Source organism: Cohaesibacter marisflavi (genome assembly GCF_963665895.2).
Classification (GTDB): Bacteria; Pseudomonadota; Alphaproteobacteria; order Rhizobiales; family Cohaesibacteraceae; genus Cohaesibacter; species Cohaesibacter marisflavi.
Window position 1 is genome coordinate 4275843 of sequence record NZ_OY762534.1, and the last position, 15888, is coordinate 4291730.

10 protein-coding genes and 1 tRNA gene are annotated in these 15888 nt (G+C 51.4%); 6 read left to right on the plus strand and 5 right to left on the minus strand.

Translation table 11 applies throughout. The features are described 5' to 3' along the window. Positions 1 to 155: 155 nt before the first annotated feature. On the minus strand, positions 156 to 644 hold the full coding sequence (locus ACKPCT_RS20055) for a BRO-N domain-containing protein (RefSeq protein ID WP_319567784.1): 489 nt from the start codon (positions 642 to 644) through the stop codon (positions 156 to 158). Between the two features lie 386 nt (positions 645 to 1030). On the opposite strand from ACKPCT_RS20055, the gene hsdR reads away from it, so the two are divergent. The 5 genes from hsdR to ACKPCT_RS20080 all read left to right on the plus strand — a co-directional run bounded on the left by hsdR (position 1031) and on the right by ACKPCT_RS20080 (position 10079). Next, on the plus strand, positions 1031 to 4444 hold the full coding sequence (hsdR, locus tag ACKPCT_RS20060) for a type I restriction-modification system endonuclease (RefSeq protein WP_319567785.1): 3414 nt from the start codon (positions 1031 to 1033) through the stop codon (positions 4442 to 4444). 68 nt (positions 4445 to 4512) lie between these two features. Continuing rightward, entirely contained in the window at positions 4513 to 6057 is a 1545-nt protein-coding gene (locus tag ACKPCT_RS20065; RefSeq protein ID WP_319567786.1) for a class I SAM-dependent DNA methyltransferase, read from the plus strand. Continuing rightward, positions 6054 to 7541, plus strand: coding sequence for a restriction endonuclease subunit S (locus tag ACKPCT_RS20070; protein WP_319567787.1), 1488 nt, complete (start codon positions 6054 to 6056; stop codon positions 7539 to 7541). Before ACKPCT_RS20065 ends, ACKPCT_RS20070 begins: the two co-directional genes overlap by 4 nt. A gap of 28 nt (positions 7542 to 7569) precedes the next feature. Beyond that, positions 7570 to 8106 (plus strand): hypothetical protein, encoded by a 537-nt coding sequence (locus ACKPCT_RS20075; protein WP_319567788.1) that lies wholly within the window; start codon positions 7570 to 7572, stop codon positions 8104 to 8106. Positions 8107 to 8123: 17 nt separating this feature from the next. Next, the gene (locus tag ACKPCT_RS20080) at positions 8124 to 10079 is read left to right on the plus strand and encodes a GmrSD restriction endonuclease domain-containing protein (RefSeq protein WP_319567789.1); all 1956 of its coding nucleotides are present in this window, start codon (positions 8124 to 8126) and stop codon (positions 10077 to 10079) included. 47 nt (positions 10080 to 10126) lie between these two features. Here ACKPCT_RS20080 and ACKPCT_RS20085 read toward each other — a convergent pair whose 3' ends face one another. Together ACKPCT_RS20085 and ACKPCT_RS20090 are read right to left on the minus strand one after the other, a co-directional pair. Then, positions 10127 to 11104, minus strand: a complete 978-nt coding sequence (locus ACKPCT_RS20085; RefSeq protein WP_319567790.1) for a site-specific integrase — start codon at positions 11102 to 11104, stop codon at positions 10127 to 10129. Between the two features lie 101 nt (positions 11105 to 11205). Then, positions 11206 to 11282: transfer RNA gene (locus tag ACKPCT_RS20090), tRNA-Arg, on the minus strand. Between the two features lie 444 nt (positions 11283 to 11726). Between ACKPCT_RS20090 and ACKPCT_RS20095 the strand changes: the two genes are divergently transcribed. Next, positions 11727 to 13718: a methyl-accepting chemotaxis protein gene (locus ACKPCT_RS20095; RefSeq protein WP_090075657.1), complete on the plus strand. Its 1992-nt coding sequence runs from the start codon at positions 11727 to 11729 to the stop codon at positions 13716 to 13718. A gap of 84 nt (positions 13719 to 13802) precedes the next feature. Here the strand turns inward: ACKPCT_RS20095 and ACKPCT_RS20100 are convergent, their stop codons facing one another. Both ACKPCT_RS20100 and ACKPCT_RS20105 read right to left on the minus strand, forming a co-directional pair. Beyond that, positions 13803 to 14954 (minus strand): methyl-accepting chemotaxis protein, encoded by a 1152-nt coding sequence (locus ACKPCT_RS20100; RefSeq protein ID WP_090075658.1) that lies wholly within the window; start codon positions 14952 to 14954, stop codon positions 13803 to 13805. A 55-nt stretch (positions 14955 to 15009) separates the two neighbouring features. Next, positions 15010 to 15534, minus strand: coding sequence for a PAS domain-containing protein (locus tag ACKPCT_RS20105; protein WP_090075659.1), 525 nt, complete (start codon positions 15532 to 15534; stop codon positions 15010 to 15012). Between the last annotated feature and the right edge of the window lie 354 nt (positions 15535 to 15888).

Genomic DNA, 15888 nt, shown 5'->3' on the forward strand with positions numbered 1-15888 from the left:
AACAGGCACCCAAGCGGCGTCTGGGTTTCTGTTCGATAGGAACGTTGATTGTCATTGTCGGTGGATGTGTCTGGTCAGAGATTTGAAATGGCCGAAAGGACGGCTGCCGTCGGGCGCAGACGGAATAGGAAGACACTGGCGATGTCTGCCGAATGTCACGGTACTCTTCGGGGATGACGAATGTTGGGAGCAGTGCAGGACGGGGCATGCTCAAAGACTCGCAGCTCCATCTCTTCGATGGACATCTCGCCGGTCGCTACCTTCTCTTCACCCTGCACATACATGCCGTCCTTGCGGATGGCAGGGAGGACATCGCGGGTTACCCAGTCTTGGAATGCCTTGGCTTGAGGTTTGTCCGAGCGCATGACCAACTTGTAGAGGCCGGACTCTGAGATGATCGAGTAGGACGGGGCGCGAACTCCAACGAACAGATCGTTGCAGTCGGAGCGGCGTAGTGTCTTCTTCTCATCGCTGTCAATGTTTTGAAGGTATCGTCCAGCCCCACCTGCCAACGGAAGATCCAGCGCCTTGCACACATCCGCAGCGACGAACCACGGCTCATCATTGAGGATGACCACTCGGATCTCATTGGTCTGGAAGGAGAAGGTGTTCAGGTCGGTGGTGGTGTCTACTTTCTTGAGCATGTCAGTCTTCCTTTCTGTAGGTATAAAGAAAGACCGGTCCTTTCGGGCCAGCCTTTGGGTAGTCATTCAGTTTTGCTTTGGGTTAGCGTGTTGGCTTAGTGGTTGCTGGAAATGCAAAATTTCTGTCGATGTATTTTTATGAAGATGGCAGTGAACGATTCCATTGAATGCGCAAAAACATGGATCGCCACAGTCGGTTCACTAGGCCCGCTCTTAACGACCAGTCAAAATGAAAGGGAAGCAATGGCTGGAAACGCAAACTTATTGGACGAAGGAGCTCGTTAGACGGCAAAGTTGTAGGAATTTGTCTAGTTGGTTGTGCCTGTCGTTGACACTACCTTTGTGGCGTGGTCAGTTGAGGTATCTGATAAAGGGCAATAACCGCCATGACTTCCACGAACTTTGATCATTTAAAGAGCCTTAGCCCGCAGCTTTATAAGCTGGGCATTTTGGCAGAGCGCTTTTTCAGCCAGGATGCCAACACATCACTCATGAAGAGCCGACAGTTCATGGAGCTGATGGTCAAGGAGGTGGCAGCTCTTTCCGGTCAGTATGACGAGCATAGACAAGAAAGCATCCATGATCTTATCAGGCGTTTGTCGGCACAGCAGATCTTGCCGCAAGAAGTAGCAAGCGTTTTTCATGCCGTTCGAAAGCTTGGTAACCAGGCAGTTCATCAGTTTGATGGTGAAGCGCGAGATGCTCTTTCAGCTCTGAAATTCTGCCGTTCTCTCGGCGTGTGGTATCGCTGGTCATTCGGGAGAGATCCTGATTTCAAGCCGGGGCCTTTCGTTCCACCCAAGGAGCCAGAAGATGCAGGGGCTTTCCTGAAGGCGGACCTTGAGCGACTTCGTGATGAGATCAGGAAAAAGCAAGCAGCTCTTGTGGCAGCGCAGGTCGAAACGGAAGAGCTGAAGAAAGCCCAAGCTGCCTTTGAGGAGATGGCCAAGCAGGCCACTGAAGACCTCGCGATTTGGGAAGAAACCGCAGCTGAGCAGGAAGCCAATGCGTTGGCCCTGGCCAAAGAACTGGCGGAGCTTCAGAAGAAAGCCCAAGCCGAGCCGGAGCAAACGCATCGAGAGCGGCAACATGCTTCCCGTAGTGCAGCTGCAAACCTAGAGCTTGATGAACAGGATACACGTATTCTCATTGATGCTCAGCTCATGGAGATGGGGTGGGAGGCAGATTCTACATCGCTTCGCTATAGCCATGGTACGCGCCCTGAGGTTGGTAAAAGCAAAGCAATCGCTGAATGGCCTACAGACAGTGGTCCTGTCGACTATGCTCTATTTGTCGGCATGATCTGTGTCGGTGTGGTTGAAGCCAAACGGGAAGCTCTTGATGTGCCGGGTGTCTTGGCTCAGGCTCAACGCTATGCGCAAGACATCAAGCTTGATCCCGAAAACCTTCATACAGATTCTCCTTGGAAACATGGTCTGAAAGATCCTTTCCGTGTTCCCTTCGTCTTTGCTACAAATAGTCGCCCCTATGTGCGCCAGTGGAAGACAAAATCAGGAATCTGGCACTGTGACATGCGCCATGCCAGCAACAAGCCTGATGCGCTTTCACAATGGTTTTCACCGCAAGACCTGATGCAGAAGCTCAAGACGAATGTCGATGCGACAGCCAAAGGATTGGCAGAGGACAGTTTCGGCCAGGGGAAACTGCGCCCCTATCAGGAGGAAGCTGTCTATTCCATTGAAGACGCCATCAGTAAGGGACAAAAGGACATCCTCATTTCGATGGCTACGGGAACCGGCAAGACCCGAACCGCGATTGCGCTGATGTATCGTCTGCTCAAGCATTCACGTTTTCATCGGATTCTCTTTCTTGTCGACCGTCGCGCCTTGGGCAAGCAAACCGAGGATGCTCTGGAAACCACAGAGCTTGAAGGGCTGCTGAACTTCGCTCAGATTTATGGAGTCGCAGGGCTTGGCCAAAAGTTACCAACAAAAGAGCAGCGCGTTCAGGTGGCGACCGTTCAGTCCATGGTTGCCAGGATCGAAGGCGAAGACGATCTCAGCGCTCGCCCTACGCCAGGCACTTATGATTGCATCATCGTGGATGAGGCCCATAGAGGCTACACTCTTGATGCAGACCTGAAAGAGAGCGAAATCGCGTTCCGCAGCCTTGAAGATTATCAGTCCGCCTATCGCCAGGTGCTAGATTATTTCGATGCGGTCAAGATCGCCTTGACGGCGACCCCTGCTTTGCACACGCGAGAGATCTTCGGCCATCCGGTTTATCATTATGGCTATCGCCAAGCAGTGATCGAAGGGTACCTCATAGACCATTTACCCCCCAGACGCATCACCACGGCATTGGCAGAAGCTGGCATTCATTTCGATGGTGGCGAAGAAGTTGAAATTCTGGATCGCAAAACAGGTCAACTGGATTTGTTCGAGCTACCCGATGATGTGGATCTCGATTATGATCTGGCTCAGTTCAACAGCAAGGTCTATTCGGAAAATTTCAACCGCGCAGTTTGTCAGGCATTGGCCCGCGAGATACCTCCCACTAAGCCGGGCAAGACGCTGATCTTTGCCGCTCGCGATGACATGGCTGATGACATCGTAAGGCTTCTGCTTGAAGAATTGCAGGACGAGTATGGCATCGATGAAGTGCCAAGCTCCATGGTGCAGAAGATCACAGGCAAGACGGACAAGCCGCAAGACCACATTCTACGCTTCAAGAATGATGCGATGCCGAAATACGTGGTGACCGTCGATCTGCTAACGACAGGTATCGATGTGCCATCCATCTGCAATCTCGTCTTCATGCGCAGGGTCAAGAGCCGCATTCTCTATGATCAGATGATTGGTCGTGCTACGCGCCTTTGCGCTGAGATAGGCAAGGAGCATTTCAAGATCTATGACGCCGTAGACATCTATGCGGAACTGCAGGAAATGTCAGACATGCGCCCGGTTGTCACCAAGCCTGACCTTTCGCTGGGGCAGCTCGTGACCGACCTCTTCAACGCGCCCGATGATGAAGACAGGGATTGGGTGGCCGGACAGGTCGTCGTCAAGATGCGCAATCTCGCTGCACGGATCGATGAGGAAACTCAGGAGAGCTTTGAGCGAACGACAGGCCAGACAGCGGCGGCAGCAGTTCAGGATCTTTCTCAGAAGTCGTCGCTTGAGCTGATCGACTGGCTCAAAGCCAATCCGCTTGCTGTTGAGCTATTGGAGCGACGACCGGTAAAAACCTACAAGGGTGGCGATGGCGTGGCAATCTCCCACCATGAAGATGAGCTTCTGCGGATTGAAGAGATCTTTGGCAAGAACACCAAGCCCGAAGACTATATTGAAGGCTTTGAACGTTATGTCCGCGAGAACATGAACAGTATCCCGGCGCTGATTGCCGTTACACAAAAGCCGCGAGAGCTCACTCGCAAAGAGCTTTCGGAACTGGCCGGTCTTCTGGATGAGAAGCATTATTCTGAAGCCATGCTCCGTGCAGCCTATGGCAAGGCGCGTAACGCAGACATAGCAGCCCACATCATAGGCTTCGTGCGTCAGGCTGCCCTTGGAGACCCGCTAGTGCCTTATCGGGACCGGGTGGATGCCGCTCTTGATAAGCTCTACAAATCTCGTGACTGGACCAAGCGTCAACGCCAGTGGCTCAGCCGCATAGGGCGAGCGCTCAAGGATAAACCAGTAGCGGACCCGACCCTTCTCGAGCACGGCTCCTTTGCTGACAAGGGGGGCTTTGTCCGTATCTCCAAGGAGTTCGACGGCTCTCTGGATGAGGTGCTGCATGAATTCAATGAAGCTATCTGGGGGACACCGGCAGCTTGACCTGTCCGACTCATCCCCCAACCGCTATAGCTTTTTTATGATCTACCCATTTTGAAAACGGTCCCGCCATGAATGCCAATACCATCGTCCAGAAACTCTGGCGTCTCTGCGCTGTCCTTCGCAAGGATGGCATCACCTATCAGCAGTATGTGACCGAGCTCACCTATTTGCTGTTCCTCAAGATGATGAAAGAGCGTGACCGCGAAACTGGATGCATCCCCAAAGGCTACCGCTGGGCTGATCTCTCCAAGTCGGATGGTCTGTCTCAGCTTGAGCTTTATCGAGCGCTACTGGTTGCACTAGGCAGTGTCAATTCACGCTTGGGCAATGATGACAAGCTGCTTACCAAGCCATCCGATTCCGCCTCGGAAGAAGAGCTAAAAACCTACGCAAAGGGACAAGAAATCCCGCGCATGGTTCAGGCGATCTTTGACAATGCGTCGACCTTCATCCGTGAACCGCAAAATCTTTCTACCATTATTACGTCCATTGATGATCTTGATTGGTACTCGGCAGAACGTGATCAGTTCGGCGATCTCTACGAAGGCCTGTTGCAGAAAAACGCAGAAGAGACCAAGCGCGGCGCTGGCCAGTATTTCACGCCCCGTGTTCTTATCAATGTGCTGGTTGAGCTGATGCAGCCACAGCCGGGCGAAGTTATTCAGGATCCTGCTTCAGGTACCGGAGGCTTTCTCATTGCGGCAGACCGTTTCATGCGGCAGCGCACAGACGACTATTTCGATCTTGGCGAAAAGGCTGATTGGCAGAAGCATCATGCCTTCCATGGTATGGAGAATGTGCCAGGCACCTTGCGCCTGCTCCTTATGAATCTCTATCTGCACGACATCGATAGCGACCATGTGGATCTCGGTGATACCCTTTCCGATAAGGGGCAGCGGATGAGCGAGGCCGATCTGATCCTGACCAACCCGCCGTTTGGTCCGGCAGGCGGAGCGCCGACGCGGGACGATCTGACGATCACCGCTTCTGTCTCCTCCTATCAGTTGCCCTTTGTTGAGCACTGCATCCGCTCTCTGAAGCCCGGCGGTCGGGCGGCGATTGTCGTGCCTGATAACGTGCTGTTCGAGGATGGTCGCGGCAAGGCGCTCAGACAGATGATGATGGACTGGTGCGATCTGCACACGATCCTTCGGCTCCCCACTGGCATCTTCTATGCGCAAGGGGTGAAGACCAATGTCATCTTCCTCACCCGAGGCAAGACTGATAGTGGCAACACCGATGAGACTTGGGTTTATGACCTCCGCGCCCAGATGCCCAAATTCGGCAAGACCAACCAGCTGACCGAAGCTCATTTTGCCGAGTTCATCAAGGCCTTTGGTAATGATGCTCTTGGCCATGAGCGCGGTAAGGATCAGGGCGAGGAAGGCCGCTGGCGCTGTTTCACCCGCGAGGAAATCTCAGCCCGTGGCGACAATCTCGACATCTCCTGGCTGCGTGAAGCCGAAGAGGAAGCAGAAGACGGCCTGACCGAACCGGAAGACATCGCCGCCTCCATTCTGGAACACCTACAAGCCGCCATGATCCAAATCGAAGCCCTCAGTGCAGAGCTTGGTGAGAGTGAGCAGGATGCCGATCCGGAGGAGACACTATGAGTGAGCTGCCGGAGGGGTGGGTTGAGGCCGAGTTGGGAGAACTCGGAAAGTGGACTGGTGGAGGCACTCCCAGCAAATCTAATTCTACCTTTTGGGAAAACGGTACTGTCCCTTGGGTCTCTCCCAAGGACATGAAGTCCGATAGAATTGCCTCATCAGAAGACAAAATTACCGAATTGGCGATTGAAGGTTCGACGACCAATCTAGTTCCCGTCGGCACCGTCATGCTAGTTACTCGTAGCGGTATTTTAAAACACACTTTGCCTGTGGCCATCGCTCAAGTACCAGTGACAATCAACCAAGATCTTAAAGCTCTTACTCCAAGTGAGGGAATTAATTCAGACTTTGTGGCGAGACAGTTGAAAGGTGCCCAACGTAAAATTCTCAATGACTGCAGCAAAGCTGGCACCACTGTCGATAGCATAGATTTCAAACGCCTACAGGCTTTCAGAATTTCCATTCCCCCCCTCGCCGAGCAGAAGCGGATTGTGGGGAAGCTGGATGCCTTGAGCGCGAAATCCGCCCGAGCCCGCGACCATCTCTCCCGCATCGAAACCCTCACCAAACGCTACAAACAAGCCGTGCTTTCGAAGGCTTTCTCAGGGGAACTGACCAAGGACTGGCGGGGAGCTCAGTCTGCCGCATCTGACTCCCTGAAAGAAGTAGAGCTTGTAGAGAAAGCCAAACAAGGCCGATTGAAAATCCGGGGCGTCACTAAAATTCTCGAAGGAATAGTGCTATCTTCGCTGCCGGACGGTTGGAATTGGATTCAGAATTATCGCCTAGCAGACGACGCTAGCAACGCTATATGTGCAGGTCCTTTTGGAACTATTTTCAAAGCGAAAGATTTTCGATCCGAAGGTGTACCTATCGTTTTCTTGAGGCACGTTGGAGAAGGAAAGTACCTAACCCACAAGCCGAACTTCATGGATGAGGAAGTCTGGAAGGAACTCCACCAACCCTATTCCATTTCAGGAGGAGAGCTGCTGGTCACCAAGTTGGGCGACCCACCCGGGACCGCTTGCATTTATCCGCAAGAGGCTGGCACTGCAATGGTGACACCCGACGTCATGAAAATGAGCGTAGATCCCAGCGCGGCTTCAACATTGTACCTGATGTATTTCTTCAATTCACCAGTTTGCAAAGCCATGATTCAAGAACTTGCATTCGGCCTTACGCGATTACGTATTGACTTGAGCATGTTCAAGGGCTTTCCAATTCCGTTGTCCCCCCGTGCAGAGCAAAAAGAAATCGTCCGGCGCATCGAGAGTGCCTTTGCCAAGATCGACAAGCTGGCCGCTGATGCCAAACGGGCATTGGCGCTGACCGACCGGCTGGACGAAGCCTTCCTCGCCAAGGCCTTCCGTGGAGAGCTGGTCCCGCAAGACCCCAATGACGAACCCGCCAGCATCTTGCTTGACCGCATCAAAGCCGAACGAGCCGCCGCCCCGAAAGCGAAAAGAGGACGAGGGAAGAAGGCATGAGCATTGTTTATGAGGAAGCAAGTTAATTATGGGAGCTGAGAAAAAAGATTTAAGCGCAGGGAAAGTTATAAGCATGAAAAAGCCAAGTGAATTCTCAAAAGATGAACTGAAAAATCTGATCAATAATTACAGACGTTTACAGCGTACCCAGGACGCCTACTATTCTGAGTTACTTCAAGAATTTAGCTTGAGATCAGGGTCTGGCCTGGATTTCGAAACGACCAAAAAGGCTGTCTTGGAAGCCGCAAAAGAGCAGCGTTTTCTTTCTTATAAACAATTGGCTGATGCGAGTGGTGCAGACTGGGTCAAGGTGCACTATGCGATGAACACCCATCTTGGAGACCTTGTGGAGTATGCCCACTACAAAGGGTGGCCGCTGTTGAGTGCAATAATTGTCAATCAGAAAAATGTTGAGACTGGCGACATGGATCCTTCAACGTTGAAGGGCTTTGTCACCGTGGCTCGAGAATTAGGCTACTCGGTCGTTGATGAGGTGGCGTTTCTGAAAGAAGAGCAGCAGAAGGTATTCAAATGGGCTAGCCAGGCTAGCGAACAGCAAAGGTGAACTAAGTGGGGGGAACAATGAAAATTTCGACGATACTGGATCACATCGACAGTGGCCACATGGCATTGCCAGAGTTTCAGCGCGGTTATGTTTGGACGCGAGATCAAGTGCGTGGTTTGTTTGATTCCCTTTACAAGCGCCATCCGGTCGGAGGACTGCTTGTATGGGCAACCGAGGCCAAAACTGCTGATCATCGAGGAGATGGTCCCGTTGCCGCAGGTATTGTGAAACTGTTGCTTGACGGTCAGCAGCGCATGACTTCACTTTATGGAGTGGTTCGAGGCGAGGCCCCTCAATTCTTTGACGGTAATGATAAGGCATTCAAAGACCTTCGCTTCCATTTGGAGACCGAAACTTTCGCATTCTACCAACCCATCAAGATGCAGGATGATCCGCTCTGGATCGACGTTTCCGCTCTGTTACAAGGCGGAAATGATGGACTAGGTACAGTGATGGCGGGCCTTTGGAGTGATCCCGAGCATGGTCGAAACGCAGGAACCTACAACGGGCGACTGAACAAGCTGTTGGGAATTACAGAGATCGAGTTGCATGTTGAAGAAGTTACCGGCACAGACAAGACACTGGACATCGTTGTCGACATCTTCAACAAGGTGAACAGCGGCGGGACCAAGCTATCCAAAGGCGATCTGGCTTTGGCGAAAATCTGCTCTGAATGGCCAGATGGGCGCGATGCTATGAAGGCTAAATTAAAAGAGTGGGAAGGTAGTGGCTATCGTTTCACCCTGGATTGGCTGCTTAGGTCAGTAAACACTGTCCTCACCGGCGAAGCGAAGTTCAGCTATCTTCATGATAAGAATGCAGAAGAAGTTCAGGATGCTTTAAAGCGGGCTTCTAAGCAAATCGATGTTTCACTCAATTTGATTGCGGGTCGTTTGGGGCTGGATCACGATCAGGTCTTTTTTGGCCGGTTTGCTGTTCCAATCATGGTCCGCTATTTGGATCAGAAAGGCTCTAGTCTTAGTGCAAAAGAGAGGGACAAGCTTCTGTTTTGGTTTGCCCAAGCAGGGATGTGGGGCCGGTTTTCAGGCTCGACTGAATCCGTTATCGACCAAGATCTTGCAGCTCTAGAAGGCGATCAAGACGGCCTAGATGCTTTGATCGATAAACTGCGCCTCTGGCACGGGAATCTTCAAATTTTGCCGGATCATTTCAATGGCTGGAGTCTTGGGGCTCGTTTTTATCCCGTCTTGTATCTCCTCACTCGCATGGGTGAAGCTAAGGATTGGGGAACGGGTCTGCCTCTGAAAGCAAGCCTGCTTGGCAAGATGAGCAAACTGGAAGTTCATCACATCTTTCCTAAGGCTCAGCTCTACAAACACGACTATAAACGAGCGGATGTCAATGCTCTTGGAAACTTCTGCTTTCTCACGAAGGACACCAATCTTGCGATCAGTGATCGGTTGCCAGAGGAGTACTTTCCGGAGATTGAAGAAAAACACCCAGGTGCCTTGGCTTCGCAGTGGATCCCAATGGATCCAAGTTTGTGGCGCATGGAACGGTATTCTGACTTCCTTGAAGCTCGAAAGGCTCTTTTGGCACAAGAAGCAAACAAACGCTTTAGTGAACTGCTTCATGGTGATGAGCGCTGGTTAGACGCCAGTGATGATGATTCTCACGAGGTAGACACTCCGATTGTTGTTGGTGGTATTTCCAGTGAGGCAGAGGAACAGGAGCTTGAGTCGATTAATGCTTGGGTTGTTGAGCTCGGCTTGAAAGAGGGAGAAATCGCATTCGATCTTTCCGATGCCGAAACAGGAGTTCAACAAGCTGTTCTTGATCTTGCATGGCCGGATGGATTGCAGCCTGGATTAACCGTGCCCGTTGCGGTCCTTCTAAATGAAACCAAGGATGTTGTTTCTCTCGCTAGTAGTGGTGGCTTTCGTTGCTTTTCAGACAAAGCGACATTTGAGTCCTATGTCGAACGGGAAATTCTCGGAGCTGAAACCGTCTAATTAGAATGGTGGAGGAGAGGCTATTGCCTCTCCGTTTTCTGTCCGGCTTATAACCTCTTCGCCACTTCCTCTGCTTTGGGGTGGGTGTATCTGAACAGCATGCGCGGATCTTTGTGTCCGCTGATCATGGCTACCTCTGGGACATTCAGACCGAGCTCGAAAAAGCGGCTGATGGCTTCGTGTCGGAGATCGTGAAATCGAAGATCCTCTAATCCTGATCTGCGTTTTGTTCTCTCCCAGGACAGACGAAAGGCGTTGGCTGATAGAGGGAAGATGCGGCCCGAGGCTGTCTGGCAGAGTTTGAGCGCGGCGAGCGCTGAGCTGGAGAGAGGAACTGTGCGAGGGTCTCCATTCTTGGACATTCGGATCGTTGCGGTGCGTTTCTCCTTGTCTATGTCGTCCCAGTTCAAGGCTAGAATTTCACCTCGTCTCATGCCTGTCGCCAATGCGAAGAGAGCCATAGGCTTAACGTGCTTGTTGCGGCACTCATCGAGTGCTTTGCTCAGAGCTTGCAATTCCTCTTCTGTCAGGCGTCGTTCTCTGGCTTTGCCGTCTGAAGGAATCTTGATGTCATGCACCGGGTTTCCCTTGATCGGTTCGTTCCATTCTTTACGGGCGATCTCCAGGCAATGACGAAGCACCACCAGTTCTCGTCGGACGCTGGAAGAACTGACCTCTTTGAGGCGATCATCGCGATACTTGGCGACTGCCGACGAGGAGAGCTTGCTGATAGGGATCTTCGAGATCTCATGCCTGAGGATGGTCTTGATGCGGTATTGCTCAATGTCTGCTCCGCGCTTCTTCGGAGTGATTTCCTGGGAATAGCGAAAAAGCAGGTCAGACAGGGGTGGCGATTTGTGTGCGCGTGGCATTATTCCCATGCCGTCGATCTCTAGGGACATCTCCATTTGCTTTGCCCAGAGTTCAGCATCGGCTTTCGCCAGGAATGATTTGGTGATTGGGGTGTGGCCCTGCTTTCGGACCAGTGCTTGCCATCTTTGTCCGCGTTTGCGAAAGGTAGCCATAATCGTCTCCGTCACTGTGACACCAGTGTGACAGATCGATTTGTGAAGACTTTCAGGCTTTCCGTTCTTTCCTTCAATGTGTTGAAAACACTGCGGAAATTTGGTGCACCCGAGAGGATTCGAACCTCTGGCCTCTGCCTTCGGAGGGCAGCGCTCTATCCAGCTGAGCTACGGGTGCTTCTGGTGGCCTTTTGGGGATGTTTGCACGAACCTGATGTTTTCGGTTGTGCGTGGCTTTGTGACATCTCCAAGACACACAGATTATATGTCGGCTTTCTTAGCGGATGCATTCGACGGGTGCAATGGAAAAGCAGTCTAATTCTCGTGCTTTGTGCATATTCTGCAGATATGGGTCCTGTTTGTTGGTGTTGCTCATTGGTTAGCGCTGTCGCTCATGATGCGCTCGCGTGTTTGGCGCAGCCTTTCTTGGTTGGAGGCTGAATTTACGGATCCGGCATGCTGAATCAAACTAAATATAGTTTAAGAATAGTTGTTGTTGTAATTGACCGTTCTAATGGTAGTAATGCTCTTCGGAAATGATTTAGACTATTAATGAAATTATTATAACTTTCCTGATAAATATATTTTGATTATTTCAACAAAGTGAGGTGCGATTTTGGACATGGAAAACCAGATTGCTTCAGAAATATTGTCCGAAGCCGTAGTTGAGACCATTAGGGTTATTGAGAGTAATAAATCCCTGTCGCATCTTAGCTCTGCTTCCTTCTCCTTTCCGACTGGTCAGTCCCCGCTGGCCGTTGCCTATATCTCTCCCCATCTCAATTTTGAGGATATTGTCCGCCGGCTCAATGAAATGGCGGGGAAAACCCGCGTTATTGCTGTAATGACCGCTGGTGAGCTGTGCAACTGTTCTGACAATGCGCTTTATCGCAATGCTTCGGGCAGTTGGGAGAGCCTTACTGTCCAGATTTTCCCGCCAGATCTGATTGGTGATGTGTCCGTTCATAAGGTTTCCCTGCATAATGAGGATATTCGCGCGGGCAGCCCGAACAAAAGCCGTGACCAGCGGATTGCCCGTATCGCGCAGGATCTGGGGCGTATCAATGTGCCATTCTCCATCCGCCCCGAAGAAGTTTTTGCTCTGACTTTCATTGACGGTTTGTCAGCTTCTGAGAATTATCTGATGGAGGCAGTGTATCAGAGCGGTAAATTCCCTTGCCTCTTCATTGGCGGCTCGGCTGGCGGCAAACTGGATTTCTTGGAGACCAAGATTGCCGATGGGGCTCAGGTGATGCAGAACCATGCGATCATGGTTTTTGTTCGTTTGGCCAAAGGGCGGAAATATGGTGTTTTCAAAAGCCAGAATTTCAAGAAGAGCAGTGTTTCATTCCTGATTGCAGATGCCGACCCGGATTTGCGTGTGGTCCGCAGTGTGGTGGACCCAACAAGTGGCGATGTCGAGCCCTTTATCGATAGGCTGGCGCAGCATTTCAGGGTGTCGAGTGACAAGATCGAAGGTAGCTTGGCTGGCAAGAGCTTTGGCATCGAAATAGACGGCGAAATATATGTGCGCTCGGTCGCTGCGATCAAGCCCGAGGAGGGAGAGGTTGCCTTTTATTGCGATGTCAATCCGGGGGACGAATTGTTCCTGCTTGAAGCGACCGATTTTGCGCAGCAGACCAAGAGTGATTTGGGCAGTTTTTTGCGTGGCAAGCCTAAGCCTTTGGGAGCCATCCTGAATGACTGTATCTTGCGCCGCCTGCACAATCAGAAATCGACGGCGGCTCTGTCGGATGCTTGGGCGATGCCTGTCGCTGGTTTTTCCACCTTCGGTGAGCTGTTTGGCATCAATGTGAATGAGACACTGAGTGCAATTGTCTTCTTTGAAGATGAGGCGAACCAGTATGAGGATGACTATCTGAAGAATTTCACGATCCACTATTCGCGCTTCAGCAATTATTTCACACGGTGCCGTTTGGCCAGTGCCGAGATGATCAATCTGGTACGCTCCAAGATCATCGACACAATGTCGGAGCAATTTGCCAATGTTGGTGATATCCAGAGCGTTCTGGCCAACACGCAGCATATGCGGGATTCTCTTTATTCCATCCGTTCTTCCATTTCGGGAGTCAATGACGGTCCGGAGGCCGGGGCGGCTCAGGAAGCTGACGAGACGAATGATCTTTCCTATCAGTTCGAGCATTTGTCCGGTGCCATGAAGGGCTTGAGAGACATTCTGGGTGTGATTGACGGGATTACCGGGCAGACCAACCTTCTGGCTCTCAACGCAACGATTGAGGCCGCCAGAGCCGGGCAGGCCGGTCGCGGGTTTGCTGTTGTTGCTTCGGAGGTCAAGCAACTGGCCGGGGATACGAAATCCACTCTGGTGCATACCGAAGAAACAATCGGAGATATGGAAGGAGCGCTGGCTGCATTGGGTGAACTGATCGCGCAGACGCGGCAGAAATTTATTGACGAGGGGGATTTGTATAAATCCACCATTCAGCAGATTGATGACATGATTGCCCAGCCAGACGGCATCGACAAGACGCTCAATGAACTGGGGGGGATTGTCGAGACGCAGGTTGAATCTGCCGAGCTTGTTCAAAGGCAGCTTGAAAAACTTGCCCGTTTGGGGGCTAGTGCTGCCTGACACGTTGCCACAACAGGTCTTATGTAAAACGAAAGCCCCGGTCGAACCGGGGCTTTCTTGTTTTCTAGAGGTCGCTGGTACCTGTCAAATGACCTTGCGTACTTCGTGCAGAAAATTGTCGATGCCGGATTTGAGCTTCTCGCCGTTCGTGGCCAATTCCTGAGAAGCATGATGGACATCGTGCGCTGCGTTGGAGGCTTCAACGATGCTCTCGCTCACCGAAGAAATGTTGCAGGTTACTTCCGAGCTTCCCACGGACGCTTCTTCAATGCTGCGGGCGATCTCGTTGGAGGCTGCGCTTTGCTCTTCCACTGCGGCTGCGATGGCAACCGCGATCTCCTTGGTGCTGGCGACCGTACGCTCTATACCGTCGAAGGAATTAACAGCATGCTGGCTTGCTTCCTGTATGCGTGCAATCTGCTGGCCAATGTCGCTGGTGGCTTTGCTGGTTTGGGTTGCCAGTGCCTTGACCTCATTGGCGACGACAGCAAAGCCTCTGCCAGCTTCTCCGGCTCTGGCGGCTTCAATCGTCGCGTTGAGGGCCAAAAGATTGGTCTGGTCGGCGATGTCGGCAATCAGTGACATAATGGCGCCAATGCTATCGGCTGCGCTGGAAAGGCCCTTGAGGTCTTCGCTGGTTTGTCTCACCTCGTTGACCGCATTTTCGCTATGCTCGGCGGAGCGCATGACCTGCTGATTGATTTCGCTGATGGAGTTGGTCAGTTGCTCTGTGGCTGCAGCCACAGCGCTGACATTGCCAGATGTCTGTTCCGATGCCTGCTGAACAATGTTGGCCTGACTGCTGGATGTGGTGGCGATCTGGTTCATGGAACCGGCGGAAGCTTCAAGCTCGACGGCAGCTGCGGCCACAATCTGAACAATGCTGCTCATCTGGTCTTCAAAGTCCTTCACCGCTCCGGAGAAGGTGTGGACCCTTTCTGACATGACCTCCATGGCATCGTTGACCGTGCGGCTAGCCGTTGCGAAGCTGCCGTTCATGCCTTTTTCCGAGATGCGTCGGAAATATTTGTTTCGCGCAACATATTCAAGGGATGCTGTGGATTCGCGCAAGTAGGCATCCGATCGGTCGATCAGGTCGTTGATGGCATGTAACAGGCGTGCGGACTCGCCCGTTTCTGTAATATTGATAATGCGTTTTTCGAAGTCGCCCTTGGCTGCTGCTTCGACAACATCTATGGCTTTCATGACTGCGGACTTGTACTGATTTTTCAGCATACTATCGGTCTCTGTATTTAAGGCGCCTGAATCCGGTTGAACGGATTGTCATGCGTCACAATGTTGCGATGAATTCGTCATAGGGAACGCCACCGGATTCCAGCAGGTCGGTGAGCATCTGGCGGGACGCCTTCATGCCTTCCTTGCGATTGGTATGGGCGTTTTCTTCATCCAGCAATTTCTTGTAGAGCGGTATGATTGCGTTATTGACGATATCCCTGTCCGGGACACGGCGGTTGGAGTGATATCCGATAATGTTGCCCGATGCATCATGGCTCGGCGTGATGTGGGCGTTGACCCAGTAGTGATCGCCATTCTTGCAGCGGTTGACGACATAGGCGAAAATTTCCTTGTCGTTCTGGATGGTCTCCCACATCAGTTCGAAGACGCATCGCGGCATGTCTGGATGGCGAATAATGCTGTGAGGTTGGCCCAGCATCTCCTTTTCGGAATAGCCGCATATTTTGACGAACTGGGAATTGCAATAGGTGACACGGCCTTTGAGGTCCGTTTTGGAAACTATGATTTCGGACACTTCAAAAAAACGCTCAGTCCCTGTCAAGGTTATGTTCTTTGACATAAACGCTCCAGCGCAAAGTCCTGTGAACTCTGCTTATTACTTAATACTTTTCAATTCTTTGTATCAGCTTGCTCTTAACAGAATATTTAATTGCAAAATTGGCAGTAGATATAATTATCAAGTACAAATGCTTACGGATTTTAGGGTAATATGAAAAAAAATTACCCAAACTTCCAGTTGAAAATTAGTGTCTTTTTTGATTTTTCATAAAAAACTATAATTATAGGTATTTTCTATTCTTGTATTACTTACTGTGGCATTTCTTTGATTTTGTCGTTGGGTTCTGTTCAAGAGTGCTAAAACTGACGGATGTCTTCACGAAGGAAGAGTGATTGGACAAGGTATAAAAAAATC